This is a genomic window from Pseudalkalibacillus hwajinpoensis (assembly GCF_039851965.1).
GTDB lineage: Bacteria > Bacillota > Bacilli > Bacillales > Guptibacillaceae > Guptibacillus > Guptibacillus hwajinpoensis_E.
The window spans coordinates 3,710,428-3,728,466 of sequence record NZ_CP156674.1 but is presented as its reverse complement, the minus strand read 5'-3'; the positions used below and the strand labels follow the sequence as shown (position 1 = coordinate 3,728,466).

The window sequence follows — 18,039 nt, the reverse complement described above, 5'->3', positions numbered from 1 at the left end:
TAACCCTAAAAACGATTTGGTCTAAATCGATCAATAGAGACCATTTGCGGTTCTCCTTCGATTTCATCTGCAACAATTTTTGCTGTAATCGGACTAAGAAGAATTCCGTTACGATAATGTCCTGTAGCTAAAATAACCTCTGGATTCTTTGCGATTCTTCCAATAAGAGGAAAACCATCCTGTGTGGCTGGTCGCAAACCCGCCCATCTATGAAACGGTGCTTTTCCGATAAGTCCAGGGATTACTTTTTTACTCCATTTTTCCAGGCGTCCAACCCCATGCGCCGTTACATTTGTATCAAACCCAGCAATATCTTCTGAAGCACCAGCTACAAGTGATCCGTTGCCTTTTCCAACTAGATATCCCTGACTGGTGAAAATGATATGGTTCAGTTTCGGCCCATCATAAGCGCAAATTTGACCCCTTATCGGATAAACAGGAAGTGAGAAACCAAGTTTTTCTTCCCACTTCATGGACCAAGCACCAGTACAAATAACGTTTATATCCGCTTCAATCTGATGTTGATCAGTTACAACTGTACGATTAACAAGATTTGCTTCACCAGCACGCTCGATTACCCTGACACCAAGATTTCTGCAGGCTTGCAATAACGCTTTTACATAATCAGGGGCATAGATATGAGACTCCTCCGGACACCATAATGCAGCTACAATCTCTTTTGAAAGTTCTGGCTCTTTTTCCCTGACTTCATCACCTGAAAGAATGTAGGATTCAACTCCGAAGTCTTTTTGCCAGCTTTGTTTTGTTTCCAGTGACAAACGGTCAGCTTCATGATAAATACAATAAAGGCTTCCACTCTCGTTATATTCAAAATCCATTTTAGACACCTGTTTAATCGCCTTCTGCCATTCAGGATACAATTGGAGACTTTTTTGACAGAGTCTAAAAAAATCATCAGGATCTTCCTCAATTTCGGAGTATGGGGCCAGCATTCCTGCAGCAGCTCCAGAAGCCTGTCCCCCACATTCAAAAGCTTCTATCACGGTTATGTCGTGCCCTCTTATAGCGCACTCATAAGCAATGGAAAGGCCGATTACCCCTCCACCTACAATCGAAATTTTCGCCAAGAAGTTCCCTCCTTCCACGTACTATATGGGGCTACTAGCAGTCGCATATTTTTTCTTTGGAATTCTACCAGCTAAGTAGGATAATCTCCCCGCATGAATAGCCAGTTTAACTGCTTCAGCCATTTTGACGGGATTTCTGGCTTTTGCAATGGCTGTATTTAGAAGCACACCATCTGCACCAAGCTCCATTGCTTTTGTAACATCAGCAGCCTCCCCCAACCCTGCATCCACAATGACAGGTACAGAAAGCTGTTCTGTAATGATTTCAATATTGTAAGGATTCAATATTCCGAGACCAGTACCAATTGGAGAACCTCCAGGCATGACAGCTGATGCACCAGCTTCCTGTAGTCGGTAACAAAGAGCCGGATCGTCCGATGTGTAAGGAAGTACGATAAACCCTTCACTGGCCAGAACCTCAGTCGCCTTCAGCGTTTCAATAGGGTCTGGCAGAAGTATTTTTTCATCTCTACTAACCTCGATTTTGATCCAATCACTTAGCCCTGAGGCGCGTGCAAGGCGAGCAATCCGTATGGCTTCCTCTGCAGTTGTAGCACCTGAGGTGTTCGGTAAATAATGAAATGTTTTACCTTCCATATGCTGAAGGATCGCATCTTCGTCAGGGTTTTGTAAATTTACTCTCCGAATCGCAAAGGTGAGAACATCGGCTCCTGAAACCTCAATGGCTTGATTTTGAACATATGGATTTGGATATCTGCCTGTCCCGAGAAAAAGACGCGATGACAACTGCTTTCCTGCAATGGTTAACTTATCGTTCATAAACTCATCCCCCTCCTACGAAATGAACTAACTCAATTTTCATCCCATCACTTACTTTCGTTTCAAGCCACTGTGATCGATCAACAATGTTACCTTCCACTTCAGTTACTACGAGGCCCTCCTGTAATTCAAAATGAGCAATAACCTCCTGCAAATTTGTCACATTAAGTTCATAAGGCTCACCATTAATAAATAATGTCATTGATTGGACGCCTCCTCAATTGATTGGTTGAACATCTCACATGTTCCCTTTACATCTTCACTACCAACAACTTCACTGATCACACATATCCGGTTTGCTCCTGCTTTCACTACCTCAGCGACATTATGAAGTTTAATTCCTCCAATAGCTACAAAAGGAATCGTAATTTCCGATGCTACTTCTTTTATATAAGCTGTTGTTACTGGATCTACAACATCACTCTTGCTATTTGTAGGGAAAATAGGGCCAGCGCCTATATAATCTGCCCCGCCCTTTTCCGCTTCACGAGCTTCCTCAATTCGATGAGTAGAAATACCAATTATTTTATTTGGTCCAACAATTGTTCTTGCGACTTCTAAAGGCAAATCATCCTGCCCGAGATGAATACCATCTGCGTCAACCGCAAGTGCTACGTCAATATGGTCATTCACAATGAAGGGGATGTTGTATTCTCGCGTTAACTCTCTTAGCTTCTGCGCTTTCTCAAGAACAACCTTTTTAGAACTAGTTTTGTCACGTAACTGAATAATTTCTGCACCACCACATATGGCTTCTTCCATTACTTCACTTAGATCGCGTGCTGGATGAAACTCTTCTCCTGTAATCACGTATAATTGGAAATCCTTCATCATTAACCTCCTCTATTTATCTAAAATGTTTTATGACCAACACTGGAATATGAGACCCTCGTCCCCTTCTAAAATAAACACATCTTAGAATAAAAGATTCTCTGCACGTAAAAATGCCCTCATTCCGCGTTAGGAATGAGGGCAGTATAAACACCGCTACCGACTTCCCTACGCTGGTATCAACCAGATCAGGTTCAAAAGGGTAAAAGAAATAGTAGTTTCTTTTTCTCAGCCCCCCTATTATGCGGGCACCCCTAGTCACAAACATTATGAAGTTAAGTTTATTATTACAAAAAGAACGGAAAAAAACAAGCAAACTACATGTATAAAGAAGAGAGAAAGATCCCAATTGTATCTTGATAAATTTTACTGAACTGCGAAATTGGAAGTGGGTTTTCTCCTTTACCTATTTCCACTGTAAATCCTGGCTGTCTAAATTCTTTAATAAACCAATCTTTGTAACCTGCAAAACTATCAACGTACCGAATTCCTCTATAACCGCTAAGCCTTGAAAATTCATTTACAAGAATTTCTGACTCAGGCGGTTCAAGTCCTTCGTAACCCCAAAAAATCACTTCTCCCTGCGAGTGAAAAGCTAGCGCGCGGTTAAAATTTTTTCTTCTTGTAAGATCAGCAATAGCAATGGCTTCCGGCTCAGTTAGCGGTTCTGTTCCAGGATAATTTCTTGGAGAGGGTTTTTTGGGTTTACGCTCTGCTTCTACTTCCCACTTAGCCGGATACTGATTGTTTAAATCTACACCTCTGATGTTCGCTTTCCACCGATTAAATTGATCGCTTCCGTTGTTTATGTTGTCGGCAATCGTTCGAAACGGTTCTTCTTCAGGTAAACCGTTTATAACAAGATCCACCCCATCAGGATTAACCATCGGAACGACTGACAATGAAGTGGATTCATACAGAGGCGGGACAACTACCCCACTTAACATCTGTGTATTGGTTAATTCTCGTGCATAATCATCTATAAATTTCATTATGAGCGTCGAGGTAAGCCATTCATTTGCATGAAAAGAGCCATTCATGTGCACCTTTTTTTCCCCTTTACCAATTACTAGCTCCGGTAGTGGCTTTCCCATAACTGATTCACCAATCACCGCTCGTTTAATAAATGGATAAACTGCTAAAAGTTTACGAATGTCGGTTACCATTACATTGTAATCATAGTTTTGATTCGGGTTAATAAGCGACCATGTCACTCGAATTGGGATATCAACTTTTTCCCCAGGGACGAGCGCAAAAGGGTTGGTATCATTGATAAGGAGCACGCCATCAAGCGGAGCTCCATACCAACCCGCTATTTTCCAGAGCGTGTCCCCTTTTTTAATGGTATACCGTTTTGTAACATATCCAGGAATTAAAATGACATCACCAATGACAAGCTGATCTGGATTCTCGAGATTATTACTATCTAAAATAAGCTTGAGTGGCACTTGAAAAACACGACTGTATTTCCAAAGAGTGTTTCCGCTTTTCACTCTGACTCTCATCTTATCCCCCCCACATCCTTTTTCATACTAAGATATGAACAATCACCATGAACCTATGCATAAAAAAAGAAACCATGCAGAGCATGGTTTCTTCAGCTTATTCCTATTCATCTTCTTTTGTATTTCCCTGTTGCTCATCATGCTTTCCTAAAAAGCGTAATAAATCACCATAGACAATCTTGTCTGAGTAGGCAAGGTCAGTTTTTGCTTTTTCCATGTATGGCTCACAGGAAGCTTTATCCGTTTCCTCACCTGTTTCTTTATCATAACAAACGTTGCTTGTATACACATAATCTTCTGTTATAAAGCTACCATCACGAAGAATCGTAAAGTTGTCTTGCTCTTTGGCAAACAAGTCATTACCGAATTTAATCATGTCCTTTGTTTCAATTCCAAGAAGGTGCATAATTGTTGGTTTAAGGTCAATCTGTCCGCCAATCTGTTCCATTACTTTCCCTTCCTGTCCCGGAATGTGAATAATCAAAGGTACTTCTTGTAATTGTGTGGATTCAAATGGCGTAATTTCTTTTCCAAGAAACTCGCCCATTGCTTTATTGTGATTCTCTGAAATTCCATAATGATCACCGTACATCACAAAGATAGAGTCCTCATAAAGCCCTTCTTCTTTCATGCGATCAAAAAATTTCTTGATCGCTTCATCCTGATATCTTACAGTCGTGAAAAAGCGATTGACGGTTCCATCATCAGATGTCCACTCGGGAATATATTCATCTTCAGCTTCCAACGTAAACGGGAAATGGTTTGTCAGTGTAATATACTTTGCATAGTAAGGCTCGGGAAGCGTTTTAAGATATTTAATTGACTGATCGAAGAAATACTCGTCTTTTAGACCCCAACCAATAGAATTATCAGGTGTTACTGTAAAATCATTGATGTCATAAAATTTATCATATTCTAGAGCATCATACATAACATCGCGGTTCCAGAAACTTTTGTTATTTGCATGAAAAACAGCATTATAATAACCATTTTCGCTTAATATTTCAGGAGAAGCATTGTATTCATTACCTGAGTGTGTAAAAAATACTGCTCCACTCGGAAGTCCGTAAAGGGAATTCTCAAGAATAAACTCTGAATCAGATGTTTTTCCCTGAGCAGTCTGGTGATAAAAGTTAGGGAAATAGTAGCTCTCATCAATCAAATCATTTAGAAAAGGTGTAATTTCTTGTCCATCAACTTCCTCATTAATAACAAAATTTTGAGTTGATTCTAGTGAAACAAGAATAATATTCTTCCCTTCTGCTTTACCGAACATTTCCGGATCAGGCTCAACGTGATTGGCCTTTACGTAGTTCTCAATATCGACAATTTCACTTCCGTCAGCAAATGCTCGCTGAGCTTTTGCTTTCGACTGAAGAACAGCATCATAAACGTGATAATTGTATGTGCCGATGTATTTAATTAACATTTCACGGTCAAACGTTCTCGTCAGTAGCTGAGGACGCTCAGTTTCAGCAAGTCCTACGTTAATGGCGAAGAGTGCAATTGCACTAGCAAAAACAATGGCAATTTCCTTCTTTTTCACTTCATATGCTTTCGTTTTGCGAACGATTAAATAAATAGCAAGAATAACAATATCCATGAATAATAGGAAGTCGTAGCCACTGATAAGTTCTTGAATACTGTTGCCTAGTTCCCCCATGTTATTCGTTTGGAATAACAATGGAATGGTGATAAAGTCTGTAAATTCTCGGTAATAGACAACGTTAGCAAAAAGAATGAACGAACCGATAAAATTAATTATAAGTAGAACCCTGTTGCGATACTTTGGTGAAGCGAATAAGGCAAAACCAAGGAACAGCAGGACGGAACTTACTGGATTAAGGAAGAGAATAAATCCTTCCATTTTATTTTCAGGTTCAATGTTAAATGCAAATTCATAGACAAGATAAGTTTTGAGCCATAGCAAAAATGCTACGAGTAAAAAGAATGAATACTTGTTTTGTAGCTTTTTCATAATTTTTCTTAGTACCTCCTTAGTTGATATAAGGAAAAGCTACCATTCGTTTCTCCGACCATACATAAACGCTATCATAGTATGTTTTAGAAATTTTTTCAACTAACTTTAGTCCTTATTTTATAATTTACTTTTTGATTAGATGCCTATTCTCTTTTCCGCGTCCGTTACTAATAACGATTGAGAATGGGGAAAAGTTTCATTCAGCGTCATTTTCCACAAAAAAAAGAAGAGATCAGGCTCTGCTGACCTCACTTTTACCCTTATATGACAAGGTTAAACGCATTCAACTAGGACTATTTCATCAATTTCGTTTTCACAAGCCATGCTCCACCAATTACTCCTGCATCGTTTCCAAGTGTAGCAATTGCAAAGTCTGCCCCTTCTTTAACTCTAGGTAGTGCAAATTTCTCAAACTGCTCTTTAAGAGGAGTCAGAAGGGCTTCTCCCGCTTTTGAAACGCCCCCGCCAATGACAATTTTTGATGGGTTAATTGAATTAGCAAGATTTCCAACAGCCAGCCCGAGATGGAATGTCACATTTTGCACAACTTCTACAGCATACTTATCCTTCGATTGTGCTGTTTCAAAAATATCACGGGCAGTTAACTCGTTATGCTCTTTATATCTAGCATATAGTAAACTATCTTTATGAGATTCAATACTGTTAAGTGCGATACGGACAATACCCGTTGCAGAGGCAACTGTTTCAAGACAACCTGATTTACCACAGTTACAAGGCGCTCCACCCTCTGGTATGGATGTTATGTGACCGATTTCTCCAGCCATTCCATTTGTGCCATGAATGATGGTACCGTTGGTAATAATCCCACCACCAACACCAGTTCCAAGAGTAACACACAATAAGTCTCTTGCACCATCACCAGCCCCTCGCCACATCTCACCAAGAGCTGCTATATTCGCGTCGTTATCAATAATAACAGGAAGACCTGTTTCAATCTCCAATTTATCTTTAAGAGGGAAGTTGAGCCAACCTATATTCACAGCCTGATAGATAAAACCAGTTTCCATTTCAATAAAACCAGGTGCTCCCATCCCAATACCTGCAAACTTATCTTTGGTTATATCCATTTCCGCCATCTTATCGTCAATCGCTCTTGCGATGTGCACCGTAATATGTCGACCTTCTTCGGATTTATCCGTTGGAATTTCCCATTTATTTAAAATCTCTCCGTAATAATCTAGGAATGCAAGCTTAATAGTTGTTCCACCTAAATCGACACCAATCAACCACTTCTCTTCTTTCATCTTCATCCACCCTTTGAACTAAGTATTATTTAATTTAATGGAAATCCTTTTTTCTTGAGAAACTTCTTCATATAAGTGCGAACTGGTTTTGTTAATTTATGAGCCATCAGTGAAGACCATCCCACTGTACGCTCTCCACTAGTTCGATCTGAATAATAGGCCGAAATCGTTTCATCGTACTTTCTTAATCCCTCTTTAAAGGCATCAGGATTCTGTTCATACTCATCCACATGATATATGTTCTCTAGAGGTAAGCGAGGTTTTATATTCGGATCTTGCGCAGGATAACCGACACATAGTCCAAATAACGGAACGACGTAATCAGGAAGCTGTAATACATCACTTACTTCTTCAAGATCGTTCCGAATTCCACCGATATAACAAATACCTAGACCCATCGACTCTGCAGCTATGGAAGCATTCTGGGCTGCTAATGCTGCGTCAATTAAACCCACCATGAATTTCTCTGTTGATTCAGTTGTTTCCTTAACAGATGTTCCATGCATCTCTGCTGCAGCATGGTGACGATTATAATCCGCACAAAAAACAAAGAAATGTCCATTCTTCTCCACATAGCTCTGGTTTCCAGCCAATTGTGCTAGCTTTTTTTTCTTCTCTTGATCTTTCACACCAATAATCGAATAAGCCTGTATGTAACTCGACGTGGAAGCTGCTTGAGCAGCCTTAACGAGAGTATGAACTTGTTCATTCGTTAAAGGTTCATCTTTAAATGACCTTATCGAACGGTGTTCGAGAATCGTTTCAATTGTTTCGTTCATGTTTGTCTCTCTCCCTGCCTATTTCATTTCGCAAAATCATTCTCGCAACAAGATAATTGTCTTGTTCGAGAATCTTCATTTCATAAAGCTCCTTCAGCTCTTCCTCCATTAATTCAAGATCGCCTAACCTGCTTCCCGTATAAACGATCATGCCAAAACGCTTCAGAAGCTGTTGAACATCAAAAAAAGTTTTCATTTTCCTCACCACGTTTATTATAGCAATCCATTACATTAAAAAAAACGTTTCAGCATAAATAGAACGCATTCCACTTACTAAAAGGAATGCGTTCCGCACTTATCGGTCTGGATCTTTTGGGTGTAGAACAGTAGGTCTTCTATTTTTTACAGGCATTGGAAAACGGAGAAGCACATCTCTGAACGCTCTGTAAGAAAACGGGATGAACGGCCAAAGATACGGAATGTGGAAGGACTTAGTTCGAATTAATAAAATCATCCAGAGGGTGAATCCGACTGAGAAACCTATTACACCAAACGCAGCCGTTATAACTAATAAGGCCAGTCGAAACAGTCTATTTGCAAGACTTAATTCATAAGAAGGTGTTGCAAATGTTCCCATCGCTGCGAGCGCAAGGTAAAGGATAACTTCATTTATGAATAAACCCACTTCAACAGCAACCTGACCTATTAGTATAGCTGCAACGAGACCAAGCGCTGTCGCTAGTGAGGTTGGTGTATGAATCGTAGCCATTCTTAAAATATCAAGCCCAAGCTCAATGATAATAAATTGCACAAAAATAGGAAGTGTCCCCCCTTCATCCACACCAATGAACTGCATGTTTGAACCAAGTAGTCGTGGATTAGATGCGAACAAGTACCAAAGAGGCAGGATGAAAATACCTATCCAAACCGCAATAAAACGCACTAGCCTCAAATAGGCACCTACAAGTGGTTTCTGTCTATATTCTTCCGCGTGCTGAAGATGATGCCAGAAGGTGGTTGGAGTGATTAATACACTTGGAGAACCATCTACATAAATCAACACATGGCCTTCATATAGATGAATTGCTGCTGTATCAGGGCGTTCTGTATACCTTACGAGCGGATAGGGATTTAATGGTCGCCCACATATAAATTCTTCTACCGTTTTCTCCCCCATCGGGAGCCCATCTGTGTCAATTTTACTCATCGAATCTTTTATTTTCTTAACAATTTCAGGGTCTGCGATATCCTCGATATAGCTAATACATATGTCTGTTTTGGACCTTCTACCTATTTGCATATATTCCATCCGAAGTGTTTTGTCCCTTACTCTTCTTCTCGTAAGGGACGTATTAAATACAATGGTTTCTACAAACCCATCACGAGCACCCCTTGTCACACGTTCCAAATCTGGTTCCTGCGGGCCTCGTACAGGATAAGTTCTAGCATCAATCATAATGACTTCGCTCATGCCTTCAACAACAAGTGCTGTTGGACCAGCGAGCACTAAGTCCATGACAACATCCAAATCCTTTTGACGGTCAATTTCAACATAGGGAATATGAACTTTCATTAATTTCTCTAGTGGGTCTGGTTCAAGCTGTTCAGGTTCCAGCCTTGAAAGAAGTTTCATGAGATAATGAAGAATATCATCTTTTACAAACCCATCAATTAAAAACATCGCCATTTTTCTGCCTGCGTACTCAAGATCAAGTTGAATCACGTCAAAGCTTTTTCCAACCCCAAGCTCGGTATGCAGGAAATCTATATTCTGCTCAAAGGATTTAGCAACTGGGTGTATTATTTTTTTATCAGACATAGGTCCCCCTCCTCATATCCATCATTCACCAATCGAATCTATTGCATACCTGCTGGATAATTGGGCATATAAAAAACCAACCTCGGGTTCTGAGGCTGGTCAATGTAGGTTAATCAATCATAGAAGACAGTAAATATTTATAAATTAAATTTGCTGTATGAAGCATAGAACCTTTATGTGTACGTTCATAGGCATGTGAAGCATCAATTCCTGGCCCAATGAGAGCGTGCCTGACATCCGCTCCTGCTCGAATCGCTGCAGAAGCGTCCGAGCCATAATAAGGATAAATATCCAGTTTGTATTCAATGCTTGATTCCTCTGCAAGTTTCACCAGGTGCTCCCTTAACCGATAATGATAAGGTCCACTCGAATCCTTCGCGCAAATGGAAACCGTATATTCATCAGAAGCTTGTCCATCTCCAAGTGCCCCCATATCTACAGCTATGTATTCAACCGTTTCAGGCGGAATATTCGAATTCCCTCCGTATCCAATTTCTTCATTATTCGAAATTAAGAAATGAGTTGTATATGGGAGCGTTAGATTTTCTTCTTTAATTTTTTTGATATTTGCCAGAAGGAGAGCTACGCTCGCTTTATCATCAAGGTGTCTAGACTTAATAAAGCCACTTTCTGTAAGTTGTACGCGAGGATCAAAAGCTGTAAAATCACCCACTCGAATTCCAAGGTTCTGAACATCTTCTACAGAAAAAACTCGTTCATCTAGACGAACCTCCATATTTTGCTCATCGCGTTTCACATCTCCATTGTTTTTGTAGACATGAACAGATGTCTGATGCAAAAGAATCGTTCCAGAGAAACGCTTGCCTGATCCAGTAATAATCTCACAATACTCACCTTCAATAGCGTTAAAGCGGAAACCACCAATAAGAGACAACCGCAAGCGACCGTCACTTTTGATTTCCTTAACCATCGCCCCCAGCGTATCAACGTGAGCCGTTAACATACGATGTTTTGAAGTGTTCTCCCCTTCAATCGTCGCGATAAGGCCACCTTTATTGTTACGTGAAGTTGCGACTCCAAGCTCCTGCATCCTTCCATCTACCCAGCTGATCACTTCGTCTGTATAGCCAGAAGGACTGGGAATACTTACTAAATCTTTTGTTGTGTTTAGAAGTTCTTCTGCATGAAAAAAATCATTCATTGTTTTCATCCTCTCTGTTAGCTTCAAAATTTGTCTCTTTGTTATCCCTTTCATAAAAAGAGAACTTTCATCATAAATATGATGACAAGCTTAAAGATTTGGAGGTTAGGGATGATCAAAAAAGGGCACTACATCATAATGATTGGTCTGATTGGGGTTTTTGCTCTCATCCTTGTCAACACAAACAGCAATCCGATTAGGGAATCGTTTACGTATTTCCCTCCTGATCCAGATGTAACATTTGAATCGGCGAGTACTTCACTCACCATTCTAACGCAGGAAGATGAAGATGAATACACATTAAACTGGAAATCAGAATCTACTCTTAGCGAAAGCGCATACCTTCGCCAGGATCTTTCATTTTTATATGAAGAAGGTCGGCTCATTGATACGATGTCGACATGGAAAGAAAATACAGCATCTATTAATCAGAAAAAGAAATTCACCAGTGAAGACAGTGGCCACTATGAGACAATTAGCTACCATTATGGTGAAATTCATTATCCGAACGATGTCATTAAAAGCGCTCAAGAAATGAGCTATGATCAGCTCTATGTCATTGATTCACCAATGACTCCGCTCGAATCTTTTAAAACGGCTCACACAGAAGAAGAAAAAGAATGGGAGTTCATTCTTGATCATGCACTTGTGCAACAATTCCAACACGTTTTTAAAGAAATAATCACTGAATATCAAATTCGTCCAGAAGATTATTACATTATTCCATTAACAGAACTTCATCTTTATCAGGAAAAAGCGCTGCCCGGGTTATCAAAAGAACAAAGTACAGATACCATAGGAGGTATATGGGAAGGTCTTTATAGAAACTACTTTCTTGGCATTCAGGCTTCTGAAGGGCAAACAGCGTCCCCGATTGGCAGCACGATCCCACTATTGTTGCTTCATAAACAATCTCCCTATCTTTTGGTTTTATTTCAGACCGACAGTGGGGAAAATATTCAGCTCATTCAGTATCTAAATGAACCGATTTTGAGCCAAGATAACAATTAGCTGTGGAAGCTCTATAAATTTAGCACATTCAATAGTTCTCGGTACGAAGTAACTTCAGGAATCTCTTTAAGTGAATGACTCCCCTTCTCCTTTCGTGAGTTAAAGTAAATGACGTCAAATCCTGCTTCTAATGCAGGTTGAATGTCCTGATCCCATGAATCACCTATGTAAAGGTAGTTGCCTATTTCTTCCCGGACATGGTGAAAAACATCCGTGTGGGGTTTTGACAAGCCTATTTCTTCTGAAATAAAGATCATATCAGGCTCAAACCACTTCATCAGATCAAGTGCTCTAATTTTTTGCATTTGTGTCTTCTTTGCACCATTCGTAATGATCCCAAGCTTTATCTTGTTTTTCTTAAGAATTGAAAGTACATCTCCCATGCTGGAAAAAGGTTCTGCGAAAGAGGCAACCTTTGACTGGTATTCTTCCTGAAATGCAAGAGCTTCTTCATCAGAACTCGATATGTTAAACTCGTTGTTTGTACTCTCGTAACGTTTAATCTGATAGGTCGCTCTAGACCAGATGCCATTTTCGTAATTCTTCCAATACGTGTCGCAGTATAATTTAAATACATCAAACCATTGTCCAGCCGCTACCGATACTCCTTTTCTAGCTAGCATTAGCGCTGCACAATGCTGAATCGTTTTTTTGAAGGCCAATTCGTGATTATATAACGTATTATCAAGATCAAAAAACACGTGTGTCCATTTCATAAAATCGCCACCTTTAAAAAGGGTTGAGTTATTTCCTTACATTCTACCCCTTAGCTTTCTATTAATAAAGTTTCAGGCAATGATGAAATTGAAAAACCTCCACCAGTGAGGTGAAGGTTTAAGATAAGAAAGTTGTAAAAAGTTTTTTTCGAACACCTGGCATTTTCAGCGTATTTCCAACAACAAATCGTCGAATGACTGCAATGCCTAGCAATCCGTTTAGAATACGGTACCGATACTCATATACGCCAACAAGAAGCAATAGTAAAACGATCAGCCTTGATAGCCTCATTAATCCTCCTCCTGAAACATTATTATAGTTCTACTGTTTACAGGTGAAGGCGTTTTTATCCATTTTGAGCTCGAGAAGTATTTCTATATTTAATATCATACCAGTAACCAATAATGATGGTGAAAATAGGTGAAAGCCATAGAAAAATGGCAAATGGCAAATAGCTCATGACTGAGACGCCAAGTGTTTCAGCAAAGAAAGCTCCTGAAACTCCCCAGGGAATAAGAGGATTCACTAATGTTCCAGCATCTTCAAGCGTTCGTGATAAATATTTCCGCTCAACGCCTGCTTGATCATAGAAAGGCTCAAACGTTTGACCCGGCAGAAGAATCGATAAATACTGTTCTCCTGTTAGTAAATTTACTCCAATTGATGAACCTGCAGTAGCTGAAATTAAATGTCCTCTTCTATTTAGCAGTTTCGTTAATCCACTCATAAGTGTTTGAATAATCCCCATTACTTGAAGAACCCCGCCAAGTGCTAAAGCGAGAATAATGAGAGAGACGCTCCACATCATCGATTGCAAGCCACCTCTATTTACGATGCCATTTACAAGCTCACTTGAAGTCTCACTTACAAATCCACTTTGCATTGTTGTAAGGATCGACGTTGCCGATGTCACACCCTGTGTAAGCATAGCAACAATAATACCCGCAAAAAGACCAGTAAATAAGGTCAGTAAGACTGGGACGCGCCGTACAGCGAGCACAACGACGATAATCGGTGGGATCAATGTCCAGAGTGATAGATGAAATTCGCTCTCAAGTACGCTAATTGCTTGCTGCATGTCCTCAGGATTCACCGAAGCCGGCAGTTGCTTACTCATCATCAAAAAGAAGATTATCGTAACGATGATAGCTGGGATCGTAGTATTCATCATATGTCGTATGTGTGTGAATAAATCCACTTTTGCTACAGCTGGTGCAAAATTTGTTGTATCCGAGAGCGGTGACATCTTATCACCAAAACAAGCACCTGAAATGACCGCACCCGCTGCTAAAGCTGGACTAATCCCCATCGCCGATCCAATTCCCATCATTGCAACACCGATTGTTCCAATTGTCGTGAACGAACTTCCTGTGAAACTTGAGACGATAATCGTTACAACAAGGGCGCTAATTAAGAACCATTCAGGTTTAATAAACTGAAGGCCACCATACAGTAGTGTTGGAACCGTGCCACTCTGCATCCATACAGCGATCATCATTCCGACGATAAATAAAATCAATATTGGCTTAAGGCCAGTGGTAATACTATCAAGTAAACCTTTTTCAATAACATCCCATTTTATCCCAAGTGCTAACCCAAGAAGCCCTGTTCCTACAATTCCAGCTAACAGAGGCATATGAGGTTCTACTTTCAATACAATGATACTGAACAGCATCCAGCTCATTAAGAGCGCAATCACTGTTAAGGCCATTGGAAATGATATTCTTTTCATTTCGTTCTCTCCCTTAATTCATGTTGTCGTATCTTCTAGTTTGTCTCCTGCAGAATTTCCCCATTAAAAAAAGCCCTTCACGTATGAAGGGACGAATTACTTCGCGGTACCACCCTTGTTGACAGTCTGCCTGTCCACTCAAATCCTTAATAACGGCAGGATCCCGGGTTTCACCAAGCTCATCAGATGTAATTTCACTCTTATATGCCCTGACTCTCACCATCCACCAGGTCTCTGCTGCTGCTCAACATAAGAAGTTACTCTTCTGACTCATCACTTTATTTTATAGTCAATTCAACAATCACTTTTATACTTTTATGCTTTTGTGCGTTTAAGTAACATTGTTATTCTATAACCGATCTCACAATGTGTCAAGTAGTGTCCTCGATGGTAAAAAGCACCAGCCCTCAGGCTGGCGCTTTTTACATTCCAATATATCGGGCATAAAGTGCTTTCGCCCTCCCACTATCTTCTGTACCCTGAACAAGAACTCGGCCATCAGGGAATATAACGAGTCGCTCTCCTTCTTCCAACTGCGCTTTGAGAAGAAAAGGCGTTTCTTTAACTTCAGCTGTTTTTTGAAGCTTTATAGCCCACTCCTTTAAATCAAACCGACTTTCGAGCTGGATTTGGATCGTTTCTCTCCCACACAATGAAGTAACATCTTTCCTCGTTCCAGCTTGTAAGGCAGGATACTCTTTCTTCTGACAGGTAGTGCATCCTTCTTTTGGAGAAGAAAACTTCATTGCATAACTGTGGTTGTTCCAGATATCCATCGTTAATAAGCTTTTATGGAGCTTGTCATGATCACCTGCTACATATTTCATGATCTCTGTCACCTGATAAGAGGCAATCACATCCACGATTGGCGAAATTACGCCGATCGTATCACACGTCTCACCAGATGTTTGTTCTCCTCCTTGAATAAAGCAACGTAAGCAGGGTGTCACGTCGGGGACGAACAACGCAGTCATCCCTCTCGAACTTACGGCACCGCCATACACAAATGGGATTTTTTTCTTAAAACAGGCATCATTTAAGAGAAACCTGGTCGAAAAATTATCTGTGCCATCCATCACAAAGTCGATTCCTTCAAGTAAATCCATTATATTACTAGCGTTCACATCCGTCGTAATCGCATCAATCGTAACCGACGAATTCATTTTCTCTAGTTTTTTCTTTGCCGCCACTGTTTTCGGTAAGGCCGCTGCCACATCTTCTTCATCGAAAAGCATTTGACGTTGCAAATTACTTTTCTCCACATAATCGCGATCCACGATTCTAACATAACCAAATCCTGCTCGAACAAGATGGTTAGCGATCGCGGTCCCAAGGGCCCCCATTCCAACCACAAGGGCTTTGGATTGATTAAACTTCTTCTGTCCATCTTCGCCTATTGGTGTAAAAAGCATTTGGCGGGAATATCGTTTTAGCTCATCCATTTACTCTTTCTCCTCCTGCACGAATTTATAATCATCACTTGTGTTAATATTCATAAACCACTGTTTATGATCAACTCCAAAAGGGGCATAGTGGATCTCACAATCTTTTAGAAAATCGCTCATTCGCTTTCTGCCTGCTTTAAGATTAGCTTCAATCGTTGGTTTACAAGAAGCATGATAAATTGCGCAAAGTGGCTGTACCCGTCCATCTACAACAGGTACCACACTTGCATCATGTCGTTTCGCTTTATCCACCAAAAAAGCAAAAATGTCGCTTGTAACAAGTGGCATATCACAGGCTACTGTTATGTAATAATCGGCATCCAGTGATTTCATAGCTGAGTATATACCCGCAAGTGGCCCCATCCCACAATATGACTCGTTATCAGTGATGACATTAACTGGATAAGAAGATACTTGTTGAAACTTTCCTATTAACTCCTGCTTTGATACGATAACACTTCTATCTACAATCGAGTCAAGTTGGTTAAGAATAATCCGATAAAATGGCTCACCTTTATAAGTTGCAAAAGCTTTAGGTGAACCGAATCTACGCGACTCCCCACCTGCAAGCAAAATACCAGCTACCTTCATAAAAACCAGACACCTCCAGCAATTCCACCAGTAATAGAGGATAAGAAATTTACCACATCGTTATTTAAACCGGAAAGACCTTTTATCTTCACTGTTTTCATTCCGCAATGAACATGCCGCTCAGTTTTAATCCCGCATACCTGACAACGAAATTCTTCCTGTATCAAACCACCAAGGAATGTATCAACTAAACAACCCAGAAAACCTCCAAATGTAACAGAAACTAACAGCAACAATGACTTTTCAAACAAAACAGCACCCAAGCTTCCAATTAATAATGCACCCATTAAAGAAGATAACAGACCGAGCACGCTAACCGCTCCAGATGTGCCTGCAGGAACCAATTTTAATTTTAGTATATGGAGTGGCAGACGTTTTGAAAGCACTCCAAGCTCAGACGCCCACGTATCCGCATTAGAAGTAGCCAGTGCAGCCAGGAAGAAGACTGCCAACCAGTAATTTGGATACAGTCCCATCCAAATTCCAGCAAAGGCTGCTGCCCCTCCATTAGCTAGTACCTGGTAGTGATCTCTTGCTGCACCCTTCTCTACAATCTGCTCGACAGCTTCTTTTTGTTTCACTTTATATTTACTCCATAATGAAGAAGATACAAAGAAAACACCCAATAGCAGTAAACCCTTCCAACCAAATCCATAGGCAATGGCACTGCCGACTATGGCTGCAGTGATAGCTCCTCCTGCTGTAAGGGATTTAGCCTTATATCCAGCAAAACCTGTTATTGCACTTAGAACGAAATAGATGATCAGCATGTGAAGTGGACAATTTGTTCATTCGTAATAAGTGCTTGGACAGGAAGATCAAATGATTCGGTTGGTACTGCTTCAGTGACTTGAATTTCGTAAGCGAGTGAAACCGTTTCATTTGGGTAGTTCTGCAAATACCGATCGTAATACCCACCACCAAATCCAATTCTAAATCCTTGCATATCGAAGATAAGCCCGGGTACTAGCAAAAGGTTAATATCGCGACTATCACATATATAGGTTTTATCTGGTTTTGGTTCTTTTAATCCAAAATAGACGGTTTCAAGCTGATTCCATTCAGTTAGGTAATAAAAAGTCATCTGCTTTGATTTAGGATCACATTTTGGTACAGCGACTTTCTTACCGTCTAACCAGGCCCTCTCTATAATTTTCTGTGTATTCACTTCGTTCTTCATTGCAATGGTCAGCCCAACCGTTTGGGCTTTTAAATAAGAATCATATGTAAACAGCCGCTCTAATATATCGTTATCAAGAAGCTCCTTTTCTGAAGCTGTAAGCTCACTAAGTCTAGTCTTCATCTTTGTACGCCACTCATGTTTTGACTGCATGACCATTCCTCCTAATTCACTCTTCTATTAGTGTAAGGGAAAATAAGCAAATAAAAAAGC

The 18,039-nt window shown here is 40.3% G+C and carries 19 protein-coding genes, 1 riboswitch and 1 other annotated feature; of the genes, 1 reads left to right on the top strand and 18 read right to left on the bottom strand.

The window, feature by feature from the left end:
• Positions 1–5: 5 nt before the first annotated feature.
• From thiO to ABFG93_RS19170, 11 genes are all read right to left on the bottom strand, one after another.
• Positions 6–1,088, bottom strand: coding sequence for a glycine oxidase ThiO (gene thiO / locus ABFG93_RS19220; RefSeq protein WP_347549619.1), 1,083 nt, complete (start codon positions 1,086–1,088; stop codon positions 6–8).
• Between the two features lie 21 nt (positions 1,089–1,109).
• A complete protein-coding gene (locus tag ABFG93_RS19215) occupies positions 1,110–1,868 on the bottom strand; it encodes a thiazole synthase (RefSeq protein ID WP_347549618.1) in 759 nt (252 codons plus the stop codon).
• 4 nt (positions 1,869–1,872) lie between these two features.
• Positions 1,873–2,070, bottom strand: coding sequence for a sulfur carrier protein ThiS (gene thiS / locus ABFG93_RS19210; RefSeq protein ID WP_347549617.1), 198 nt, complete (start codon positions 2,068–2,070; stop codon positions 1,873–1,875).
• Positions 2,067–2,699, bottom strand: a complete 633-nt coding sequence (thiE, locus tag ABFG93_RS19205; protein ID WP_347552896.1) for a thiamine phosphate synthase — start codon at positions 2,697–2,699, stop codon at positions 2,067–2,069. The genes thiS and thiE overlap by 4 nt, the downstream gene beginning before the upstream one ends.
• Positions 2,700–2,847: 148 nt before the next feature.
• Positions 2,848–2,965: riboswitch (TPP riboswitch) on the bottom strand.
• A gap of 51 nt (positions 2,966–3,016) precedes the next feature.
• Entirely contained in the window at positions 3,017–4,204 is a 1,188-nt protein-coding gene (locus tag ABFG93_RS19200; RefSeq protein ID WP_347549616.1) for a M14 family metallopeptidase, read from the bottom strand.
• Between the two features lie 103 nt (positions 4,205–4,307).
• Positions 4,308–6,182, bottom strand: coding sequence for an LTA synthase family protein (locus ABFG93_RS19195; RefSeq protein WP_347549615.1), 1,875 nt, complete (start codon positions 6,180–6,182; stop codon positions 4,308–4,310).
• A 296-nt stretch (positions 6,183–6,478) separates the two neighbouring features.
• Complete coding sequence (locus ABFG93_RS19190) at positions 6,479–7,456, bottom strand: ROK family glucokinase (RefSeq protein ID WP_347549614.1); 978 nt, start codon at positions 7,454–7,456, stop codon at positions 6,479–6,481.
• A 23-nt stretch (positions 7,457–7,479) separates the two neighbouring features.
• Positions 7,480–8,229, bottom strand: a complete 750-nt coding sequence (gene nfsA, locus ABFG93_RS19185) for an oxygen-insensitive NADPH nitroreductase (RefSeq protein ID WP_347549613.1) — start codon at positions 8,227–8,229, stop codon at positions 7,480–7,482.
• On the bottom strand, positions 8,213–8,425 hold the full coding sequence (locus ABFG93_RS19180) for a YqgQ family protein (protein ID WP_347549612.1): 213 nt from the start codon (positions 8,423–8,425) through the stop codon (positions 8,213–8,215). The genes nfsA and ABFG93_RS19180 overlap by 17 nt, the downstream gene beginning before the upstream one ends.
• A gap of 99 nt (positions 8,426–8,524) precedes the next feature.
• Positions 8,525–9,988 carry a spore germination protein gene (locus ABFG93_RS19175; protein ID WP_347549611.1) on the bottom strand — a complete coding sequence of 488 codons (1,464 nt, stop codon included), beginning with the start codon at positions 9,986–9,988 and terminating at the stop codon, positions 8,525–8,527.
• A 109-nt stretch (positions 9,989–10,097) separates the two neighbouring features.
• Positions 10,098–11,150, bottom strand: a complete 1,053-nt coding sequence (locus tag ABFG93_RS19170; RefSeq protein ID WP_347549610.1) for a M42 family metallopeptidase — start codon at positions 11,148–11,150, stop codon at positions 10,098–10,100.
• Positions 11,151–11,261: 111 nt separating this feature from the next.
• Here ABFG93_RS19170 and ABFG93_RS19165 point away from each other — a divergent pair, with 111 nt between their 5' ends.
• On the top strand, positions 11,262–12,161 hold the full coding sequence (locus tag ABFG93_RS19165; protein WP_347549609.1) for a hypothetical protein: 900 nt from the start codon (positions 11,262–11,264) through the stop codon (positions 12,159–12,161).
• Between the two features lie 11 nt (positions 12,162–12,172).
• Here the strand turns inward: ABFG93_RS19165 and ABFG93_RS19160 are convergent, their stop codons facing one another.
• The 7 genes from ABFG93_RS19160 to ABFG93_RS19130 all read right to left on the bottom strand — a co-directional run bounded on the left by ABFG93_RS19160 (position 12,173) and on the right by ABFG93_RS19130 (position 17,979).
• A complete protein-coding gene (locus ABFG93_RS19160; protein ID WP_347549608.1) occupies positions 12,173–12,877 on the bottom strand; it encodes an HAD family hydrolase in 705 nt (234 codons plus the stop codon).
• A gap of 118 nt (positions 12,878–12,995) precedes the next feature.
• A complete protein-coding gene (locus ABFG93_RS19155; protein WP_347549607.1) occupies positions 12,996–13,169 on the bottom strand; it encodes a hypothetical protein in 174 nt (57 codons plus the stop codon).
• Positions 13,170–13,224: 55 nt separating this feature from the next.
• A complete protein-coding gene (nhaC, locus tag ABFG93_RS19150) occupies positions 13,225–14,610 on the bottom strand; it encodes a Na+/H+ antiporter NhaC (RefSeq protein ID WP_347549606.1) in 1,386 nt (461 codons plus the stop codon).
• A gap of 84 nt (positions 14,611–14,694) precedes the next feature.
• Positions 14,695–14,893: a binding site (T-box leader), on the bottom strand.
• A 139-nt stretch (positions 14,894–15,032) separates the two neighbouring features.
• Positions 15,033–16,052 carry a ThiF family adenylyltransferase gene (locus ABFG93_RS19145; RefSeq protein ID WP_347549605.1) on the bottom strand — a complete coding sequence of 340 codons (1,020 nt, stop codon included), beginning with the start codon at positions 16,050–16,052 and terminating at the stop codon, positions 15,033–15,035.
• Positions 16,053–16,646 (bottom strand): molybdenum cofactor guanylyltransferase, encoded by a 594-nt coding sequence (gene mobA, locus ABFG93_RS19140; RefSeq protein WP_347549604.1) that lies wholly within the window; start codon positions 16,644–16,646, stop codon positions 16,053–16,055. It lies immediately after the preceding gene.
• Positions 16,643–17,416, bottom strand: a complete 774-nt coding sequence (locus ABFG93_RS19135) for a DUF92 domain-containing protein (RefSeq protein WP_347549603.1) — start codon at positions 17,414–17,416, stop codon at positions 16,643–16,645. Before ABFG93_RS19135 ends, mobA begins: the two co-directional genes overlap by 4 nt.
• Positions 17,410–17,979 (bottom strand): 5-formyltetrahydrofolate cyclo-ligase, encoded by a 570-nt coding sequence (locus tag ABFG93_RS19130; protein ID WP_347549602.1) that lies wholly within the window; start codon positions 17,977–17,979, stop codon positions 17,410–17,412. The genes ABFG93_RS19135 and ABFG93_RS19130 overlap by 7 nt, the downstream gene beginning before the upstream one ends.
• Positions 17,980–18,039: the final 60 nt, after the last annotated feature.